Source organism: Shewanella halifaxensis HAW-EB4 (assembly GCF_000019185.1).
Taxonomy (GTDB): domain Bacteria; phylum Pseudomonadota; class Gammaproteobacteria; order Enterobacterales; family Shewanellaceae; genus Shewanella; species Shewanella halifaxensis.
The window spans coordinates 820788-839032 of record NC_010334.1; the positions used below are offsets into that span (position 1 = coordinate 820788).

The 18245-nt window shown below is 44.9% G+C and carries 15 protein-coding genes; 5 read left to right on the forward strand and 10 right to left on the reverse strand.

The window, feature by feature from the left end:
- Positions 1-72: 72 nt before the first annotated feature.
- From SHAL_RS03415 to cutA, 5 genes are all read right to left on the reverse strand, one after another.
- Positions 73-3288 (reverse strand): glycoside hydrolase family 2 TIM barrel-domain containing protein, encoded by a 3216-nt coding sequence (locus SHAL_RS03415; protein ID WP_223296239.1) that lies wholly within the window; start codon positions 3286-3288, stop codon positions 73-75.
- 62 nt (positions 3289-3350) lie between these two features.
- On the reverse strand, positions 3351-4304 hold the full coding sequence (locus SHAL_RS03420) for a TolB family protein (protein WP_012275797.1): 954 nt from the start codon (positions 4302-4304) through the stop codon (positions 3351-3353).
- A gap of 95 nt (positions 4305-4399) precedes the next feature.
- Positions 4400-6166 (reverse strand): cation:proton antiporter domain-containing protein, encoded by a 1767-nt coding sequence (locus tag SHAL_RS03425; protein ID WP_012275798.1) that lies wholly within the window; start codon positions 6164-6166, stop codon positions 4400-4402.
- Between the two features lie 206 nt (positions 6167-6372).
- Entirely contained in the window at positions 6373-8199 is a 1827-nt protein-coding gene (locus SHAL_RS03430) for a protein-disulfide reductase DsbD (RefSeq protein ID WP_012275799.1), read from the reverse strand.
- Complete coding sequence (gene cutA, locus SHAL_RS03435) at positions 8196-8519, reverse strand: divalent-cation tolerance protein CutA (protein WP_012275800.1); 324 nt, start codon at positions 8517-8519, stop codon at positions 8196-8198. Before cutA ends, SHAL_RS03430 begins: the two co-directional genes overlap by 4 nt.
- 338 nt (positions 8520-8857) lie before the next feature.
- Here cutA and SHAL_RS03440 point away from each other — a divergent pair, with 338 nt between their 5' ends.
- On the forward strand, positions 8858-9493 hold the full coding sequence (locus tag SHAL_RS03440) for an FxsA family protein (RefSeq protein ID WP_012275801.1): 636 nt from the start codon (positions 8858-8860) through the stop codon (positions 9491-9493).
- A 2-nt stretch (positions 9494-9495) separates the two neighbouring features.
- Here the strand turns inward: SHAL_RS03440 and SHAL_RS03445 are convergent, their stop codons facing one another.
- Positions 9496-11313, reverse strand: coding sequence for a protein kinase domain-containing protein (locus tag SHAL_RS03445; RefSeq protein ID WP_041415822.1), 1818 nt, complete (start codon positions 11311-11313; stop codon positions 9496-9498).
- A gap of 243 nt (positions 11314-11556) precedes the next feature.
- Here SHAL_RS03445 and SHAL_RS03450 point away from each other — a divergent pair, with 243 nt between their 5' ends.
- A complete protein-coding gene (locus SHAL_RS03450; protein ID WP_012275803.1) occupies positions 11557-11898 on the forward strand; it encodes a hypothetical protein in 342 nt (113 codons plus the stop codon).
- 42 nt (positions 11899-11940) lie between these two features.
- Here SHAL_RS03450 and SHAL_RS23010 read toward each other — a convergent pair whose 3' ends face one another.
- Positions 11941-12120, reverse strand: coding sequence for a hypothetical protein (locus SHAL_RS23010; RefSeq protein ID WP_150102053.1), 180 nt, complete (start codon positions 12118-12120; stop codon positions 11941-11943).
- Here SHAL_RS23010 and SHAL_RS03455 point away from each other — a divergent pair.
- Positions 12100-12759, forward strand: coding sequence for a thiopurine S-methyltransferase (locus SHAL_RS03455; RefSeq protein ID WP_012275804.1), 660 nt, complete (start codon positions 12100-12102; stop codon positions 12757-12759). The genes SHAL_RS23010 and SHAL_RS03455 overlap by 21 nt on opposite strands.
- Positions 12760-13061: 302 nt before the next feature.
- On the opposite strand, the gene SHAL_RS03460 is transcribed toward SHAL_RS03455, so the two are convergent.
- Both SHAL_RS03460 and SHAL_RS03465 read right to left on the reverse strand, forming a co-directional pair.
- A complete protein-coding gene (locus SHAL_RS03460) occupies positions 13062-14111 on the reverse strand; it encodes a porin (RefSeq protein ID WP_012275805.1) in 1050 nt (349 codons plus the stop codon).
- 635 nt (positions 14112-14746) lie between these two features.
- A complete protein-coding gene (locus tag SHAL_RS03465; RefSeq protein ID WP_012275806.1) occupies positions 14747-15808 on the reverse strand; it encodes a porin in 1062 nt (353 codons plus the stop codon).
- A gap of 382 nt (positions 15809-16190) precedes the next feature.
- On the opposite strand from SHAL_RS03465, the gene tcdA reads away from it, so the two are divergent.
- The gene (tcdA, locus tag SHAL_RS03470) at positions 16191-17012 is read left to right on the forward strand and encodes a tRNA cyclic N6-threonylcarbamoyladenosine(37) synthase TcdA (protein ID WP_012275807.1); all 822 of its coding nucleotides are present in this window, start codon (positions 16191-16193) and stop codon (positions 17010-17012) included.
- A gap of 188 nt (positions 17013-17200) precedes the next feature.
- Positions 17201-17818 carry a superinfection exclusion B family protein gene (locus SHAL_RS03475; RefSeq protein WP_012275808.1) on the forward strand — a complete coding sequence of 206 codons (618 nt, stop codon included), beginning with the start codon at positions 17201-17203 and terminating at the stop codon, positions 17816-17818.
- A gap of 92 nt (positions 17819-17910) precedes the next feature.
- On the opposite strand, the gene SHAL_RS22495 is transcribed toward SHAL_RS03475, so the two are convergent.
- The gene (locus SHAL_RS22495; protein ID WP_012275809.1) at positions 17911-18045 is read right to left on the reverse strand and encodes a DUF3149 domain-containing protein; all 135 of its coding nucleotides are present in this window, start codon (positions 18043-18045) and stop codon (positions 17911-17913) included.
- Positions 18046-18245: the final 200 nt, after the last annotated feature.

Sequence of the window (18245 nt, forward strand, 5' to 3'; positions counted from 1 at the left end):
TTAGTTTTAATATCCGTTGTTCAGCTAAATTCGTTTTAGACACTAGCTTGTGCGAGCATCATTGGCCATAAACTATAGTTGGATTCTCGCCTGATTTTTTATGTCACCTTGAGCAGAAAGTGGCGTGAGGCTAAAGCCAAACGACATCGCCTCTGGTGCGATCCGATATGGGGTATGCACAGGGCGCCCCCATGAGGTGTCACCGCCGACGCCCATCTGCTTGTAATCGATATTCCAGGTGACAAAGTCACGAATTGGAATTTCGGCGCCATGGTTGGCGGTTACAGGTACTAACCCCGAGGCTGAGCCTTCGGCATCGCCGTCTCTAAAGTCGATATCGGCTTGAGCGAATGGCCATAGACTGGTTTGCAATAACTCGTTTTCCATGGTGGTTTGGGCAAGTAAGCCCGCACCTTTACTGTTTGTTACCGCCACATAGCGTACATCGGTGCGCTGCCCGGTTTCTTGTGGTCTTGAGTAACGGTGGAAGGTTTTCTCGATGGGGAGGCTATACCAAGCGACAGGATTCCCCGTTTTTCTATCGGCGTAGGTCTCCTCAGGGCCGCGGCCAAAGTAGTGCATAAAGCGCATCTCGAAAGGCAGCTTAGCTGAGAAGCCAAACCGAGGCAGGTCGGCAAGCTCGATGCTACCTGGAATAAACTGACTATTCACTAGCAGCTTACCTTGCAGGCTCACGCTGTAACGGGTCTTTAAGCTAAAGCCAAGCGTGGGATGCTGGTGGATTACGTGGAGCGCAGGTGCTTTTCCACTGCTATGGGTGATAGAGGTTAGGGTTAGCTCTGTAGCAGCGTCTTGCCACATATCGGCCCATTTGGGCATCTGGTTACCCAAGTCGTTATCGGTTGGGGCCCGCCAGAAGTTTGCCATGAGTGGGCTATCGAGCAGTAACTCGTCATTAGCTTTAATCTTGCTGAGCCAGCCACTGCTTTTGGCGATAAAATACTGACTTTTACCGTTACCTAATATCCAACTCTTGCTGGTTTCTTCAATTGCATCAATGGTTTTTACCGCCACAACTTTAGGCGTGTGGAGCTCGAATTGCTCAAAGGCGATCAGGTGATCGCTGGGTAACATAGGCTGTGGCGTATCGACTTTTACCTCCAGTAAGAGTTGATACTCGAACTCCGGGCTTTGCTGCATTAGCTGCATCGTGGCCTTAGGTAAGCTAAAACGAATCGCTTTATTCGTATCGGCTTTTACTTGTGGCAGAGCCAATAACCCGTTAGCCACAGACTGCCCGTCTTGCTGCACTGTCCAGACTAAGTTTAAGCCTTGGGTGTCGATAAAGTCATAGCGATTGCTCAGTGTGAACTCGACGTTTTGCTGCTTAATACTCAATCCCGTCAGCTTAAATGGCTGATAGACTTTTTTCACTTCAAATAGATGGGGATGTGGGTTGCGGTCAGGATCCACTAAGCCATTATTGAGGAAGTTACCGTCGGTAGGCATATCGGGATGGTAGTCTTTGCCGTAAGCCCAATAGCGCTGGCCATTGTCATTGGTAAAGGCGAGAGACTGGTCGACCCAATCCCAAATAAAGCCACCTTGCAGCTGAGGGTATTGGTCGATCACATCCCAGTAATCTTGTAGGTTACCGACAGAATTTCCCATAGCGTGAGCATATTCAATCATGATAAGTGGTCTGTCGGTATGCGTCTTAGCATACTTTTCAATTCGCTCAATCGATGGGTACATGGGCGCGACAATATCGGTATAGGCGTGTTGGCCTGCGGGTTCATATTGCACTGGACGACTAGGATCGCGCTGCTTTATCCAGTCATAAAGGGCCGCAAATAGCTTGCCTTCACCAGCCTCATTCCCCAGTGACCAGATGATGATCGAAGGATGGTTTTTATCGCGTTCTACCATGCGCTCAACACGCGCCTTGTGGGCTGGTAGCCAGCTCATCTCGTTACCCAGTTGAGTCTTCTCATCAATCGCCAATGGATGGGACTCAATGTTGGCTTCATCTACTACATACAGGCCATATTTATCGGTGAGGCTTAACCAGTAGGGATCGTTTGGATAGTGGCTTGAGCGCACGGCATTGATGTTGTTTTGCTTCATCAAGCGGATATCGGTTTCCATGCTGGCTCGGCTCACGACGTGGCCGGTATCTGGGTCAGTTTCGTGTCTGTCGACGCCGCGGATCGTAATCGCCTTGTTGTTGACTAAGAGTTGGCCACCTTTTATCTCGACACGGCGAAAGCCTATCTGTTGACTGCTGGCTTGCAGCAGTTTTCCTTGGCTGTCGCTAAGGCTAACGATAAGTTGATAAAGGTTAGGGGTTTCTGCACTCCAAAGCTTGGGAGTCTTAAGGGCAAAATCGATCTCATGACTCTGCTGTTTTTTGAGCTTGGTGACCGCTTGCTCACCGCTGCTAACCTCAACACCTTGGGGCGACAGCAGTTGATAGCTTAGACTGACATCTTTGGCTTTAGCATGGTTTTCTAGTTTTAGTTTAAGCGTTACATCGGCCTTGTCGAGGCTTGCTGACATCTTGTAGCTGGCGTCGATATCGCTTATGCGCTGTTTCTCGGTGGCGTAGAGATAGACATCACGCTCAATACCACTGACCCTCAGCATGTCCTGACTTTCTAAGTAGCTTGCGTCACTCCAGCGGATAATTTGTAAGGCCAGTAAGTTTTTTCCTTGGGTCAAATAGGGAGTGATATCAAATTCGGCGGGGGTTTTAGCGCCTTGACTATATCCCACCTCGGTGCCATTAACAAAAGCCGTCAGTGCCGAGCGCGCAGCACCAATATGCAAGAAAACTTGCTTATCTTGCCAGCCGTCAGGGAACTTAATCTCACGACGATAACTTCCCGTTGGGTTGTGATCTTCCGGTGCATCGGGCCAAGTCGTGGTAAATGGATAGCGCTCATCTAAATAGATGGCATGGCCGAACCCTTGAGTCTCCCAGTTGCCGGGCACTTGAATACTCTGCCAGCTCTCAAGGTTAGCCTCTGCTTGAGCAAAATCCTTTGGAACACTAAAAGGGTTTCTAGCGTAATGAAACTGCCATCGACCATTAAGGTCGATAAAGTTACTACTGTCTTTAGGCTGATCTTTTAGCGCTTTGGCTAAGCTCGAATAACCAAAGAAACTGGCGTGGGCAGCTTGTTTATTCTGCTCAAAAATCTGATGGTTTTGCCAGCGCTCAGGCGTATCACTGGCAAAGCTAACCGGGCAAACTAAAAGTGCAAATAGAGCGGTAAGCCTATGACTTAGAGTGGTTTTTTTGGTAATCGATTGTAGGGGATTCATAAAGGTGTGACTCTTCATTATTATTATTCTGTTGTTGTTTAGGTCTTTTTATAATGTGCTGGCTATTTTCGCTGCCAAACTATCGCTAAATGCTGGTTGTCAGGGCTAATGGTTATCCTTGATGCGCTAAGGTAATTCGCATTTGGCAGCGGGATTGAGCTAATTAATTGCCAGCTATTTTTGCTTGCTCGATTCCAGGCTACTAACTGGCCATTATCGATGTTAAATAACCAGTTATTCTGGCTCCAGGCATAGTCTTCACTGGCACTATTTGGGAGTGCGATTAATGCTGTGTGGCTGTTATCTTTTGGTGAATAGCGCTTAATGAGTCGGTCGCCATCTAGCTGCTTATGTAGATAACTAAAGGCTTCATCATTAGGAATTGCATGAATACTTCTGCCTACATTTGCTACCACAAAGTGACGTTCATCGGCGGTTTCGCCATTGGGCTCGAAGTAGAGACTATAGGCGTATCTAGCCCAAAGTAGCGTGCCTAGATTTTCGTTTGTAGCGTAGTAACCCGTTGGAATTAAACTCTTGATAGCTCGCTTACGTGGTGCATTGCCTGTTTGTTGCCACACACTTTGATGGGGCACACCTTGCTCGACCACATAAGTAATTTGCTTGGTTGCCTTATCTGTTTTAAAGGCTTGGGGAGAGTACTCGCTTTGCTCAGGGGTAAAGGTTAACTGCTCTATGTGACTATCGGCTATCTGAAACTGATAAATATCATTGTGGGCAGCTGGAGTTTGCGAGTTTGAATTGGGCGCTGCTTGCCTGTCAGAGGTGAAGAGTAGCTGTGAGCTGTCGGGGCTAAAGTTGGGCTGATTATCGTAACCGTCTCGCTCTGTGACGGGACGACCATCAGTGACAGTCCATTGCTGTTGATTATCTTGGTAATTAAGTTTGTAGATCCAGATATCAAACCCTGCAGCTAGGGCGCTGCAGGGGACTAGAAGTAGGGCCGTTAAAACCCCATAACCCGCCAGAGTCGTATTGTTATTATGGTTTGGCATTGGATGTTATTGGTCATCTTATACTCGATGACAAATAACATACGCTATAAAGCGAATAATGTATACAATCAGCTTTTTTGCGAGATATCAACCGTTCAAGCTTCATTTTGATGCTTGGTAACATTTGCAGTATCGGTGTTATCTGCTTGTTTTTTCTGCTTGCTCACATCAGTATCTGCAGGAGTTTTAGCTTCAGTTTGATGCTTGATAACATCAGTGTCTGCAGGAATTTTAGCTTCATTTTGATGGTTAATTGCATTGGGGTTATCTGGTGCGGTACCACTTGGGGCTAGCAACTCTTTGACTAAATGTTCAACCAAACCTGCACCTGCAGCCTCATAGAGGTTATAGACACTATGCACCCCTGACTCGCTAAGTGATTGAGCATCTTCTTTAAATTTAACGATGGCGCTGAGCTTTCCTTGGTAATCCAGTAGCTTAAGTTGTTCAACCGCAAATTGATTACCCACGTGGTGAGGCATGGTCAGCAACACCAATTCGAGGTTAGGGGCTCTATCGAGCTTTTCCCAAAAATCGGTATCGGAGGCGTCACCTTGCACCACGTTTCGGCCTTCCTTTATATGGAAATCCACTAATTCTTGCTTATGTTCAATACCTAAAATCTCACCATCATAACGGGCTCTAAGCTCATCATAAGCACCAGAACCAATACGGCCCATACCTAAGATTAAAAAGCGTGGGTTGCCTACAGGTATAGGCCTATCTTCTGGGTGCAGAGGGGGTTTCTCTAGTCGCTTGAGTCTGCTTTGAAATTTCTGATATAAACGATTAGATGCGGTATTGAGCGGCGCGGCAAACAGGAAGCTAAAGCTGAGTGCAACAGCGAGAATAACCATCCATTGTGGTGGAAGCCAACCTTTTGAGGTCGCAACTGCCGCAACGATTAAGCCAAATTCGCTGTAATTACCTAAGCTAAACGAGCTCATTAATGCGGTACGAGAACGCAGCTTAAAGTGAGTTAACAAGTACATAAATAGAATGACTTTAATCGGTACTATTAGTACTAAAATCGCAGCTAAGCCGATATCGGAGAAGGTGGGTAAGCCATTGAGGCCAACGGTTAAGAAGAAGGCGACTAAGAATAGCTCTTTAAAGTAAAACAGTGATTTAGCCAGCTCTGATGATTTAGGGTGCCCCGCCAGTAAAATACCTATGACTAGCGCACCAAGATCAGGCTTTAAACCGACGAGCTCAAATAGGCCCGCTCCCATCACGAGTGCCATCACTAAGCCAAATAGCACTAGCAGTTCACCGTGGCCAACGCGATCGAAGGCTTTATATATGAGAGGCTTTGCTAGCGGCAGTAACAGTAAGCCTAGTGCCCAATATGAGGGAATATCGCCCTTAGAGATAGTTAAGAAAGCAACGGCGAAGATATCTTGCATAATCAAGATACCAATAGCGACTCGGCCATAAAGTGACTGCATATCACCTTTATCTTCCAGTATTTTTACCGCAAAAATCGTACTGGAAAAACTCAATGCAAAGGCAAGTAGCGCTAGCTGATCTATCTCTAGGCCAGTGAGCTGTTCAAGCCCTAATATACCCAGCAGTTTCAGCAGTGGGATAAAAAAGAGCATTGAACCGATTAAATGAAGGCTGGAGCCTGCCCAAACCTCTGCTTTAAATAAGCTGCGCAGATCTAATTTAAGACCAATGGCAAAGAGCAGTAGCGTGACACCTAGGTTGGCAAGTTGCTCCAGCATAGGCAAACTGGACTCTTCAATACCGAACAAAAACAGCACAAATCCCGCAACAAGATAGCCAATTAAGGGGGGCAGTCCCACGCGGCTAACTAACATACCGCAGGCTAAGGTGATAATGAGTATAGCGGGTTCCATGATGCTCCTTTTCAATAAAATAGATACCCAGGTTCCAGGGTATAGTGATGCACCATTGTATAAGAAATTTATGAAGTTGAACTGAAAATTGTGATTAAATTTAATGGTTATTAGCTGCGTTGTGAGCTAGGGACGGTTAAAGAGAAGCCCGGTTTATCACTGATAAACCGGGCTTCTAGGGATAAGCTTAGACTTGCGATAACGACTTAGTTAACTAAGTGATCTAAATGCTCGGCAAAGGCCTTTGGTCGCATAAAGCCTGTTACACGAAGATCGTCACGAATCGCACCGTTTTCATCGAACATCAATAGTGTTGGTAAGCCCAGCACGTCATAGTGTTCGAGTAGTTCGATATCGACATCATCGTTCTTGGTGACATCGGCTTGCAGTATTACCATCTTATTCATGCGCTCTAACACCTGCGGATCTTTAAAGGTGATAGCCTCAAATTCCTTACAAGCAACGCACCAATCAGCATAAAGATCTAGCATGACAGTCTTTCCTTCAGCGCTGGCTGCAGCAACTTCAGTATTTAGATCGTCTAATGACTTAATGCGCTTAAAACCGTGGCTTTGGGCTTCGCTACCGGCGATTGCCGCAGTATGAGAGCTAAAACCCAGCTTAGCCATAACCGCTTGCATACCATAAGAGAAGCTAGCGAGTAGCGTTAACATCAGTAATACCGAGCGAGTGGTCTGCTTCCAGTTAAACTCGGTAAGTTTGTTCTGGTGCATCAGATAACCGACTAATGTAATTCCCCAGATTGACCAAAGTAAGTCTGAGATAAAGCCTGGCCAAATTCGACCTAACATCACAATTGATACGGCGATGAGTAGGAAGCCAAAGAAAGTCTTGATGATGTCCATCCAGCGACCGGCTCTTGGTAGCAGCTTACCGCCAGAGGTACCAATAATCAGTAGCGGAAGACCCATACCCATACTGAGCACGTAAAGGGCTAAGAAGCCTTGGAGTAGATCGCCCGTTTGCGCCACATAGATAAGCGCACCTGACAGTGGCGCGGTGGTGCAAGGTGACGCTACTAGGCCAGAGATAATGCCCATGACGAACACGCCTATGACATTGCCACCTTTTTGGTTGTTAGAGAATGAATTCATCTTTTCCTGCCACTTAGAAGGCAGTTTCAGGTCATACAGACCAAACATAGATAAACTCAAAACAAAGAAGAGTATCGCTAGCACAATAAGTACTGCAGGGTGCTGAAGCGCCGCTTGATACTTCATGCCTGCAGAGGCAACGATAAGACCCACTAGCGAGTAGGTGATAGCCATACCTTGGACATAAACCATAGATAGGCTGAAGGCTTTTGCGGTAGAAAGCTTCTTACCTTGACCGACGATGATCCCTGATAGGATTGGATACATAGGGAACACGCAAGGAGTTAGCGCAAGGCCGACACCCAGACCAAAGAAGATAACTAAGGTCCAGATAAGGCTGTCGCCTGATAGCATAGCGCTTAGGGTATCTTGTTGGGTAATTGGTGCCTTTGCGCTTTCATTGGCTGTGGCATCTGATGCGTCTAAGGCTTTGTCTGTATCGCTAAGCAAGCCGTCGTTAGCGATGACCTCCGTTAACTCGGCCGTTTTCTTAGTTGGCGGATAACAGAGTGTGCCCTCGGCGCAGCCCATAAAGGTGACATATAATTTACTGCCAGCACTGGCTTCTTTAATCGCAACTGGCATCTCTACATAAGAGTAGTAAACCTCTTGCTCGCCAAAGTATTCATCAGTATGAGGCTTGCCCTGAGGTAGCGCTATTTCACCTAAAACGGCGCCATCAGCGGCTTCAAATTTAAGTTTGTCGCGGTACATATAGTAGCCGTCGGCAATGACCCAGCTAATTTTTACTTTATCGCCTTGCTGTTTAAAGTCGAACACGAATGCTTGGTCGACAGGCATGAGCTCTGGCTCACCCTTTAAAAAGTCAAACTTATTACTACTGAAAATGCCGTCAGCGTGCGCCAGTGGCGTAAGCAGCAGTAGTGAGGCTAAAAACAGGTTTATGATTCTTTTCATGGCTGTGTAGTTTCTTTTATCCAATCAAAATAGGCTGGCAGTCCTTGGGTAACAGGAACTGCAATTAGCTCGGGTACATCATAGGGGTGCAGCTTAGAGAGTGTGTGCTCTATAGCACTGTAATGCTGCGCTAAGCATTTAATTTGCAAACTGAACTCCTGTTCTTCACACAGCTCTCCTTGCCACTCATATACGGAGGTGATCCCTTGAGAGATCTGTACGCAGGCAGCAAGCTTGTTTTTAACCAGCTCACGAGCAAGAATTTTGGCTTGCTCCTCGCTGGGGCAGCTGGTGATCACTAACAAAAATTCGTTTTGCATTAAACTATTTCTATTGTCCAACAGATTAAAATTGTATTAAGCCAACTATTGTATTATGCCAATCAAGGTACAATGGCTATCAATAAGGCGAACGGCTTTAAAAAGCTAATCGATACTTTACGTGTTTTAACTTAGGCTTGCATTAAGGCATCGCTAAAATAGTGATGCCAGTAGTTTTTGCTTACAATTAGTCTCCTAATTGAGGCACCTGTTAGGATTTATACTATTAATTACAGGCTAACAGCAGGTAATTGCAGTCTCTCAACAGGCAGCTACTTGAAAATAGACCGAGTTACCCCAATTTAGTTTTCATCACCAGCAAAAAATGTGAGGTCAGTGTGTTTTTTATTTTGTTATTAATTTTTGTTTTAGTTCCTGTGATGGAGCTATCAGTACTGATCCGCGTGGGTGAAGTGTTAGGCAGCTGGACAACGGTCGCATTGGTTCTTTTTACTGCCGTAGTCGGTGTGTCTTTGGTGCGCAGCCAAGGCATTAGCACCTTGATGCAAGTGCAGCAGAAGCTGGCTCGTGGCGAAGCACCAGGCCAAGAGATTGTTGAAGGAATGATGTTAGCGGTCGCAGGCTTACTGTTGCTTATTCCTGGTTTTGTAACCGACTTTATTGGTCTATTGCTACTCACACCGTTTATGCGTATTCCTGTTGCTAGGTTCTTCTATAAACGTATGCAGCATAAAGTGCAGGCAAAAGGTGGTTTCCAGTCAGGTTTTGGCCCAGGCTTTGGTGCTGGAATGGGGCCACAAGGAAAAAACCCATTTGAACATCCATTTGAAAATGAGAGTGGTCAGTCACCCTTTGATCAAGGTAATACTTTCGATGGTGACTTTGAACGTAAAGCCGACCCAAGTGATAAGCGCCCAGAGAGCCATCAAGTAAAGGGATCGACCTTTGAGGGCGAAACCGTTACCCGTAAAACGGATAAAGAGTCCGACGATAAACAACTGCCAAAGCACTAACGCTATGGTTGTTCATGCTCTAATTGCTTAGGGTTTCGAGGGTAAAAGTGGTCGGCACGTCGTTCTATCAGGTTAAATTTACGGGTGTTTTTATAAGGCAGTTTCATAAAGCCTGACACCCCTTTGCCTTGGATCTTATCTACATGGGCTAAGATCCTATCTAAGCTGGCACGAAAAGCGGCCTGCTTTCTGGGGTTAAGTAAGCGCAAGTAGCTGTGGATCTTCATGTGATTGGGCAGCACTTCAAAAATGATACAACCGGTATGATGGATCTGGTTTATCCAGCCAAGCTCGGTCATGATCTCTTTTGGTAACTCTAAGTTCTCTTCTGGATCGCGGCCATCTTCAAAGTAGGAATGTAGTCGTGATTTATCTTCAAGCGATGGCACATTACCCACCTCAAAGGGGAGCTGGAGATCGCAGCCAGTCACAAATGGTTGTGTGCTGTCTTGGCGTTCGATGTGCAAGGTGTCGCGAGCATTAAAGAAGCAGGCTTTAAATACGCCAATGCGGCGAATACCACGAGCAAGCGTCACCATATTGTTGACGGCAACCGTAATAGCATGTTTTTGTTCAGCCTTATAAATAGCCAAGTTAGAGTCGATAAACACACCGGTTTCACGCCAGTGAATCGCCAGTCCGCCAACAATAGCATATTGGCTTAGGCGGCCAACCGCTGCAATAAAACCTTTTTCAGTATCCCCCATTCCCGCCATAAAATTGCGGTAGTATTTTTCTAACTGTAGATCATCCATTTTGGCTATGGGATCGTCACCATTGTGCTCTTTTAGAAATGATTTTCGCGAGCTGTAGCTCACGGTCTCAACCTCTTTATCTCTAGGAAGATTCCAAACCGGAATTTCAGCAACGAGCGGTGTGGTGTCAATTTCTGGCAGGTGCATACGGTGGCTGTGAGCCATACTTTTTAAGAAGTAATCGCCCGCTTTTTTGCGTTGCTGTGGGTCATCGCTGAGCATGCCATCTAAGGTTCGAGCTAGCTCGATTGGCAAGCCGATACTGGTAGCCGGGATTACTTTACTGCCGAAACGGCTCGCTTGCCCCGATGCTAAAGCGTAAAGGGTGGCTGCAACGCCTTGTTCATCAAATCTTGGACTAGAGAGGGCGCCATTAAGTTGTTCCTCACCAATAAAATATACATCCCCCATGCGGGCATTAGTGTGTTGTTGATCGCTCGACATCAAGTCCATCACATTGCCATTAACGGGGTTACCTTGGGTGTCTCGCTGTGCAAATACCGCCGAGCCCCAATCAATCAGGGAGAGGTGTTGGGTGTTAATGTCATAGACGAGGTTTGACGGTTTAATATCACCATGAATGAGCGGTCTACCGTGATGCAGGTATTGTAAGATGGCTGCGAGTTGGCGGGCAATATTCATCACCATGGCAACGGGCAGAGCGCCGACTCTGACACAAAGCCGTTCGAGGTCTTCGCCTGGAGCCCTTGCCATCACCAAGATCCCTTGCTTACCTACATGTTCAAACTTGATTACCGGTGGCACATTAGGATGGATCACCTGAGAAAGCATAAAGGCTTCCTCTTCAAGCCTATCTTGAATATGCTGCGGTAAGGTTAAGCGGGAGAACTTAAACACATGAGCCTGTCCAGACTTATTGACTCCTGCAAACACAAATCCATAAGCGCCTTTACCGACGAGCTCTAGCTCTTGATATCCTAACTTACCGAGCTGCTGTTTACACAGGCGGATCCAAGCTCTATGTTTACGGGCATCTTGCGCACCCAGCAGGTAGACAGATTGCTCTTCTGATATGTAAAAGTGTTGGAGTTCTGGTGTTTGCAAGTGAGATCCCTCTTTTGTTAACCCCATTAAATCAATAAGCTGTAATAAAGTCCAAGGCCATAGAATAATGAAGCTTGCAGCTAAGGTGTAAAAAGCCTATCTGGGTCACACCTAGCCAATATTTTCGGGTGAGATATTGATACACATCAAACCTGCAGGAATAAGAGGAGGGTAATCTTTAACTCGTACTAGTATAAATGATATAAGCCAGGTAAAAGGCTTGGATATCAACCAGAGGTGGCTATGTCAGGATTGGATAAAACACAGTTAATTGAATTGCTTGAATACCCTAGGCGTCGAATTCTTCAGTCAATGGAGCTGAACTACTGTCCCCATGCTGGGTTCTTTAATCACACCGATATGGAGTGTATTAATTGCCACCAGGGTATGGAATGTACTTGGATGAATCATAACGATGAAACGATTGCCGTTGAGAGAAAGTCGGTTGCAGATCTGAAGCAACAGCTATTAGTTGCGGTTGATTTTATTGATTCGAGTTTAACTCCACATCACCTATCCCGTCGCCAATGTGAATGTGAAAACTGTGTATGGTTAAAGAAAGTGCAACAAGTGCTCAATGTGTAAATGAGTGTCTAGTTTGGAGTGAGTACTTTAAGTGAACCGCATTTATTTTTGCTTCTGCTCAACTCTGTCTATAGAGTGAAGGCCATAGTGGTATACCCAGTCTTGAGTCATCACTTCTTTTAGTGAGATCTTGCTAGCTCCTCTCCTAATTTTATTCAAGTACTCGGTCATACCTTGGTTTCTTTGATATGGATCTTGAATATGCAGCCAAGTTTTTGGCATGAAAAATGGGATGCCCAGCAGATAGGCTTTCATTTGAGTGCGGTAAACCCCCTTCTTGTAAAATACTGGCAACAGCTTGAACTTGACGCCGATTCTCAGGTTTTTGTTCCCCTTTGTGGTAAGTCTTTAGATATGTGCTTTTTGGCTGAGCAAGGTCACGATGTTTTGGGTTGTGAGTTAAACGAGCTGGCTGTGCAGCAGTTTTATCGAGAAAACGCACTTGCCTTTGATGTCACTAAGCTTGCAGAGCATCAGCGTTTCCATACCGAGCAGGTGACCATCTATCAGGGGGATATCTTTAGCCTTGATGTTGCTGAGATGCCTAGTACGACAGCTTTTTATGATCGTGCGGCATTAATCGCCTGGCCCGAGGAGATGCGTTTAGCCTATGCGCGTCAGCTTGCTAAGCTCATTCCAGCTAATAGTGTGGGCTTATTGATCACCTTAGATTACCCCCAAGCCGAGTTAAATGGTCCGCCTTTTGCGGTATCTGATGATTGGGTTCAGGCCAACTTAAGCCAAGACTTTAAGATTGAACGTCTCGCGAGTGAAGATGTACTCAGAGATAACCCTCGTTTTGTTAAAAAGCAGGTTTCCTGGTTGACTGAATCGGTCTATAGGTTAATTCGAAAAGGCTGACAAGAAGGTTCTAGGAAAAGCAGGTCCTAGGTACTAGCAAAGGCAAAGACGGAAAAGCTAAGACGATAAAAGCAGAACGGCCTGCGGCCTAGCGAACGCTTCGCTCAACGATAACGGAACGCTTCGCTTACGGAAAAGCGACAATCAGGACGCAGTCCGCTCTAGCAGTGAGCTTGCGAACGTCCTAGTAGCCCGAAGGGCGTCCTCGAACCTTCTCTCATCATCTAACCAGATCAAAAAAGCGACCCTAAGGTCGCTTTTTTATGGCTTAAAATCGTTATAGAGTCTGATGACTCAATCGATTAGAAGTTGTAACGTAGACCAACGGTGAATACGTTGTCATCTTTTAGGTCAAATTTGTTACCAGCAACTTTATGGTCGCCTTCGTACATAGCATAGTGGCCATATACCATAGTTGACTTAGAGATCTTGTAGTCAGCACCGACAGTGATCACTTGAACGTTGATATCAGTACCAATTACTTTGCTGCCATCAACTTTTGGTACAGAGTTTTGGTAGTACTTACCGAAACCGCCTTCGTCCATGCCGTATTCAGCTTTTAGGTTAACGCCGTTTAGGTTGTAAGCAACGTTGACGAAGTAAGAGTTACCTTCTTGATCAGTTGTTTGGCTTTCAGTGTTCTGGAATAGACCACCTACTTTGAAGTCACCTAACTTAACTTGAGCTACACCACGGTATGCATCGATACCTTTGATAGTGTTATAAGCTGCTGCAACGTAGTAGTTCTGCTCTTTAAGTTTCTTGTCACCGATAGTTGCACTTAGTGCATACTGTGCGTCATAAGAGGCAACTGCATCTTTATCATCAGCATCGATGTAGTTGTCTTCCATTAGGTAAGTCGCGTTCAATGTTACTAGACCAGCAATCTTTGGTGAGTAGTACCAGATACCATCAGCAACACGGTCTTGGCCAGCAACTAGACGGTCGATATCGGCGTTTGTGTTACCAAAGATATCAACGCCGCCTTCAGACTGCTTGAATACGTGATCGTTACGACCTACAAGTACGGTACCTGCTTGAGACTTAAGACCTAGGTAAGTATTACGTGCTTTAAAAGTTTCACCAGAGTTAGTTGTGTTCTCAACTTGGAACTCCATCTGGTAAACAACGTCGATGTTGTTAGTTAGGCTTTCAGTGCCTTTAACACCAACGAAAGAGAAGTTGTTTTCGAAAACAGTACCTGATTTACCGTTTTGAGTTGTTGCACCTGTATCAGAGTTTGTTACGGCTAGATCTAAACGGCCGTAAAAGCCAGGACCATCGGCTAGCGCGCCGAAAGAAGCTAGGGTTAAAACTGATGCCACTGATGCAGAGATTAGTGTCTTTTTCATATCATTTGCTCCCAGAACCTAAGTTCCTATTCGTTTCTTATGGTTTATTGCATAAACTTTTGTTTTTGCTACAAGCATCCTAGCTCACAACAATTGTGGGGCTAGATATTACAGTTTTGTGGATTTGAAATTGTGGACTAGATCATGTTTTCAATGGTCAAGCATGTAATTGCTACTTTTTTGTGATGTTTGGAGAAGTTTGGTTGTTTATTTGGTATCTTCTCTGGAAATAACTACTTAAATGTATCCCTAAAGGAGTATTTCCGCAGGTTGTAACTATAAAGTGCCCTGCTTATTTAGTATTTACTAAGGCTGTAAATGGCTTGTTTCTGCGCTTATACTGCTGTTGAAAAATTAGCCGGTGACGGTTATAAGGCGAAAATGAGAGAGAAGAGGGTAAATGTTGTGTTTTTGTTGTAAAAGCCTTGTGTGTTGGCGAGTTGCTCATGCCGAAAATTAAATCATCTATAAAATTGCCGCCTTCAACATTGAGCATTATTAAAAGTCGTACTTTGGCATTTAATTTTTTTTGGGGGGGAGTCTTGATTTTAGACGAACCACAAAATTAAAAAAGGCAGCTAGTGCTGCCTTTAAAGTCTATTTGTTAAAGCTTATTTAACTTTCTAACCAATAGATTAGAAGTCGAAGCGCATACCAACAGTGAAGATATCATCACTTAGATCTTGCGTTGCACCAGCTAGTTTTATGTCGCCATCGTACTTAGTGTAGTGACCATATACTAAGGTATTTTTGCTTAGACGGTAGTCAGCACCCACGCTGAACTGCTGTAGATCGACATCGCTAACATTTTCTAGTGTGGCACCGTCAACGCTACCGACATAGCGGCTAACATACTTACCTAAGCCAGAGTCGTCACTACCGTACATAGCTTTAAGCTTTAGGTCACCCATAACGTATGCAGCGTTTACGAAGTAAGTGTCACCTTCAAGGTTGGCGTACTTGCTGTCAACGTGCTCACTGTTTTGGTAGAAACCACCTAGAATAACCTGGCCAAGTTTAACTTGAGCCACGCCGCGGTAAGCCTTAACGTTATCTATGCTGTCGTTATATGCAGCTGCAACATAGTAGTTCTGGGCTTTTAAGCCCTTATCACCAATCGTTGCACTTAGGGCATACATGTTGTCGGTGTCAACTTTCTTGCCGTCAACTTCTTGAGCATAGTTATCGTCCATTAAATACGTAGCATTTAATGTCACTAGGCCGGCAATTTTTGGCGAGTAGTAAGTGAAACCATCGGCGTTACGAGATTGACCTGCAGCGAATAGGTCGATATCTGAGTTAGTGTTACCGAAAATATCGAAACCACCTTCAGAAGCTTTAAATACGGTGTCGTTACGACCCACTAGGATAGTACCTGCAGTAGCAGACTTAAGGCCTAGGAAGGTGTTACGAGCAGAGAAAGTGTTGCCTGAGTTATCGAAGTTGTTTACACCAAACTCCATCTGATAAACCACTTCAAGCTCGCTGTTGATCGCTTCAGTACCTTTCACACCCAACCATGAGAAGTTGTTCTCAATAACAGTACCTGACTTTTGGTTTTGCGTTGCAATGCCCATGTCAGAGTTAGTGATGGCAAGATCGGCACGGCCATAGAAATTGGGGCCATCAGCTAGTGCTGTAAAAGAGGTGGCGGCTAGTGCTGAAATAATGGTGGCAGACAGAACAGTTTTTTTCATTTTTATCTTCCTGTAGCGAATTGCTATTTGAGTTTGCAGGCTATCAATAATCGTTAGCCCTATATCGTGGGCCAACAAGAGTGAAGCTGTATTTGTCGGGGTGGATTCTTGCACGGAATGAGATTTTTTGTTTGTGATGTCTATCACGTTTACTGGAAAATGCGTGATATTGGTCGTATGCATTTACCGCTATTAAACAATAGCTTGCATGCAAATTAACGCTTGATACAAGTCAGGTGTCTAACGCGTGCTTTCATTTAGAATCGTTCACAAATGTTTCAGTGGTGCGGTATAATTTTTTAGAGTTTTGCCAGCTTTTAAGATAAAATCTATACGCGGTTTCGCTTTCTATATTTTTGACTTTTTTACATAGAGTATCATTTTGAATAATCACACCTTGTCAGACGCTTACTTGAATCGCTTCGCAGGTATCGGTCGTTTATATGGCCAACACGCTTTAAGCTTTTTTGCACAGGCCCATGTGGTCGTTGTTGGGATCGGCGGTGTTGGCACCTGGGTGGCGGAGTCTTTGGCAAGAAGTGGTATCGGACAGATCACCCTCATCGATCTGGACGATATCTGTGTGACTAACACCAACAGGCAAGCTCACGCGTTAAAAGACACCATCGGCGAGTCTAAGGTCGAGGTGATGGCGCAGCGCCTAAAACAAATTAACCCTGAGTGTATCGTTAATGAGGTAGAAGACTTCATTACCCCTGAAAACTTATCTGAATATTTTCAGGGGAAAAAACAGGGCGGTAGCATAGATTACGTGGTGGACTGTATCGATGCAGTTAAGGCCAAGACAGCTTTAATTGCCTGGTGTAAGCGTCAAAAGCTACCCATTATTACCGTGGGTGGGGCTGGCGGCCAGATGGACCCGACTCAAGTTCAGGTTGCTGATTTAGCTAAGACTTATCAGGACCCTTTATTGGCAAAAGTGCGTAACCAATTAAGACGTGAATATAACTTCTCTAAGAATGTGGCTCGCCGCTTTTCAATCGAGGCGGTATTCTCCACTGAGCAGCTGGTTTACCCACAAGCCGATGGCACTGTATGCAGTACCAAGGCAACGGCTGAAGGCAGTATGAGAATGGATTGCGCCTCTGGCTTTGGAGCCGTCACCGTAGTGACAGGAACCTTTGGCTTTGTTGCGACGAGTCGGGTACTGACCAAGCTTGCTGCTAAGGCGAACGCTAAATAAAAGGCGTTAATTGACAGAAATTAGAACAACAGCTCTGTATTGCAGAGGCGTCCATAGGACGCCTTTTTTATTTTCTGTTTATTTTCTATCGCCTTAAACTCGCTAAATTAACACTATATCAGTGTGAATATTGGCACTATTTTTGCTTTTATCTGGGCAGGAACAGATTTCTGACACTGGGTACGGGTATGCAAAAAGTGGCTTTAAAACTATCTTCTTTTAAAATGATGTCGGTAAAAAAAATGATTTTTACAGCAATGCTATGGCTTGCACTGGCGTGTGCTGCACTATTATTTGCCCCTAAAGCTTTGTTGACCTCATTAAGCCTTAATGACTTTTCTCAACAGCATGCACACTTTATTGGTTTAGGTTTAATCATTGGTGCTGCCTTTTTATTGACACAGATTTTAAATTATTTCCTAGATGAGGCGATTAGCCACTTAAGTGATAAGCGTTCCATTGAAATTATTGAGGAAAAAGTAAAGCTGCTCGATCCGACGGAGAGGGCCCTATTAAGGGAGTTTTTCTTACAAGGTGAAACGATATTAACCTTACCAGAGCAAGAGACTGCCGTTAAAAGTTTATTGAAGGCAGGTATTTTGGAGCACTTAGGTAACCAGAAGCACTACGCCATCCAAGGATCGACTGCAGATTTTAAGATTTCAATGCGTGCTCGCGTTCACCTTAATCGTCAAGTTTTGCGTTTTCCAGTAGGAGAGCCAAGCCCTGAAGATATGAAGAACTTGATTAAGGCTAGGCCACATTTCGTCAACAGCTTTGTCACTCCGCGAAAGCATGCCGCTTAATATGCAATTAGCCATCACAGCGTAAATACATACGAAATTTAGACAAAAAAATGGGGGCACATAGCCCCCTGCATTAGTATTAATATCGAAAATTAATTCTCGGGATCCGCAGACATGGTATAGAACATCCACATTAGATACGAGATGATGCCAATCGTACTGAAGATAACAATCATTGAAAGTAACCCTATTGGATTGCCAAACATCAAATCTAACCAGAATGCCATTTGCGAAATCCTCTTTCTTTTTAATTCCAGTTAACCATACACTTCAGTGGCTGTGTATTTTTTGATCTTAGTCAAAAACGGTTTAAGTTGTTAAATAAATGAGTGGTTATTGCTAATGGGTGTGCTGTAAATCATGTTTTGCTAATTCTGCGTAGGCAGCGACGCTAATCGATAGCTCATGCCTTTGTGTGTATAGTGAG

Coding starts and splice junctions, on each gene's coding strand:
- SHAL_RS03415 (WP_223296239.1), bottom strand. CDS start 3,288: ATGAATCCCCTACAATCGATTACCAAAAAAACCACTCTAAGTCATAGG.
- SHAL_RS03460 (WP_012275805.1), bottom strand. CDS start 14,111: ATGAAAAAGACACTAATCTCTGCATCAGTGGCATCAGTTTTAACCCTA.
- SHAL_RS03430 (WP_012275799.1), bottom strand. CDS start 8,199: ATGAAAAGAATCATAAACCTGTTTTTAGCCTCACTACTGCTGCTTACG.
- cutA (WP_012275800.1), bottom strand. CDS start 8,519: ATGCAAAACGAATTTTTGTTAGTGATCACCAGCTGCCCCAGCGAGGAG.
- SHAL_RS23010 (WP_150102053.1), bottom strand. CDS start 12,120: ATGCCAAAAACTTGGCTGCATATTCAAGATCCATATCAAAGAAACCAA.
- SHAL_RS22495 (WP_012275809.1), bottom strand. CDS start 18,045: ATGGCATTCTGGTTAGATTTGATGTTTGGCAATCCAATAGGGTTACTT.
- SHAL_RS03465 (WP_012275806.1), bottom strand. CDS start 15,808: ATGAAAAAAACTGTTCTGTCTGCCACCATTATTTCAGCACTAGCCGCC.
- SHAL_RS03455 (WP_012275804.1), top strand. CDS start 12,100: ATGCAGCCAAGTTTTTGGCATGAAAAATGGGATGCCCAGCAGATAGGC.
- SHAL_RS03450 (WP_012275803.1), top strand. CDS start 11,557: ATGTCAGGATTGGATAAAACACAGTTAATTGAATTGCTTGAATACCCT.
- SHAL_RS03475 (WP_012275808.1), top strand. CDS start 17,201: ATGCAAAAAGTGGCTTTAAAACTATCTTCTTTTAAAATGATGTCGGTA.
- SHAL_RS03425 (WP_012275798.1), bottom strand. CDS start 6,166: ATGGAACCCGCTATACTCATTATCACCTTAGCCTGCGGTATGTTAGTT.
- SHAL_RS03420 (WP_012275797.1), bottom strand. CDS start 4,304: ATGCCAAACCATAATAACAATACGACTCTGGCGGGTTATGGGGTTTTA.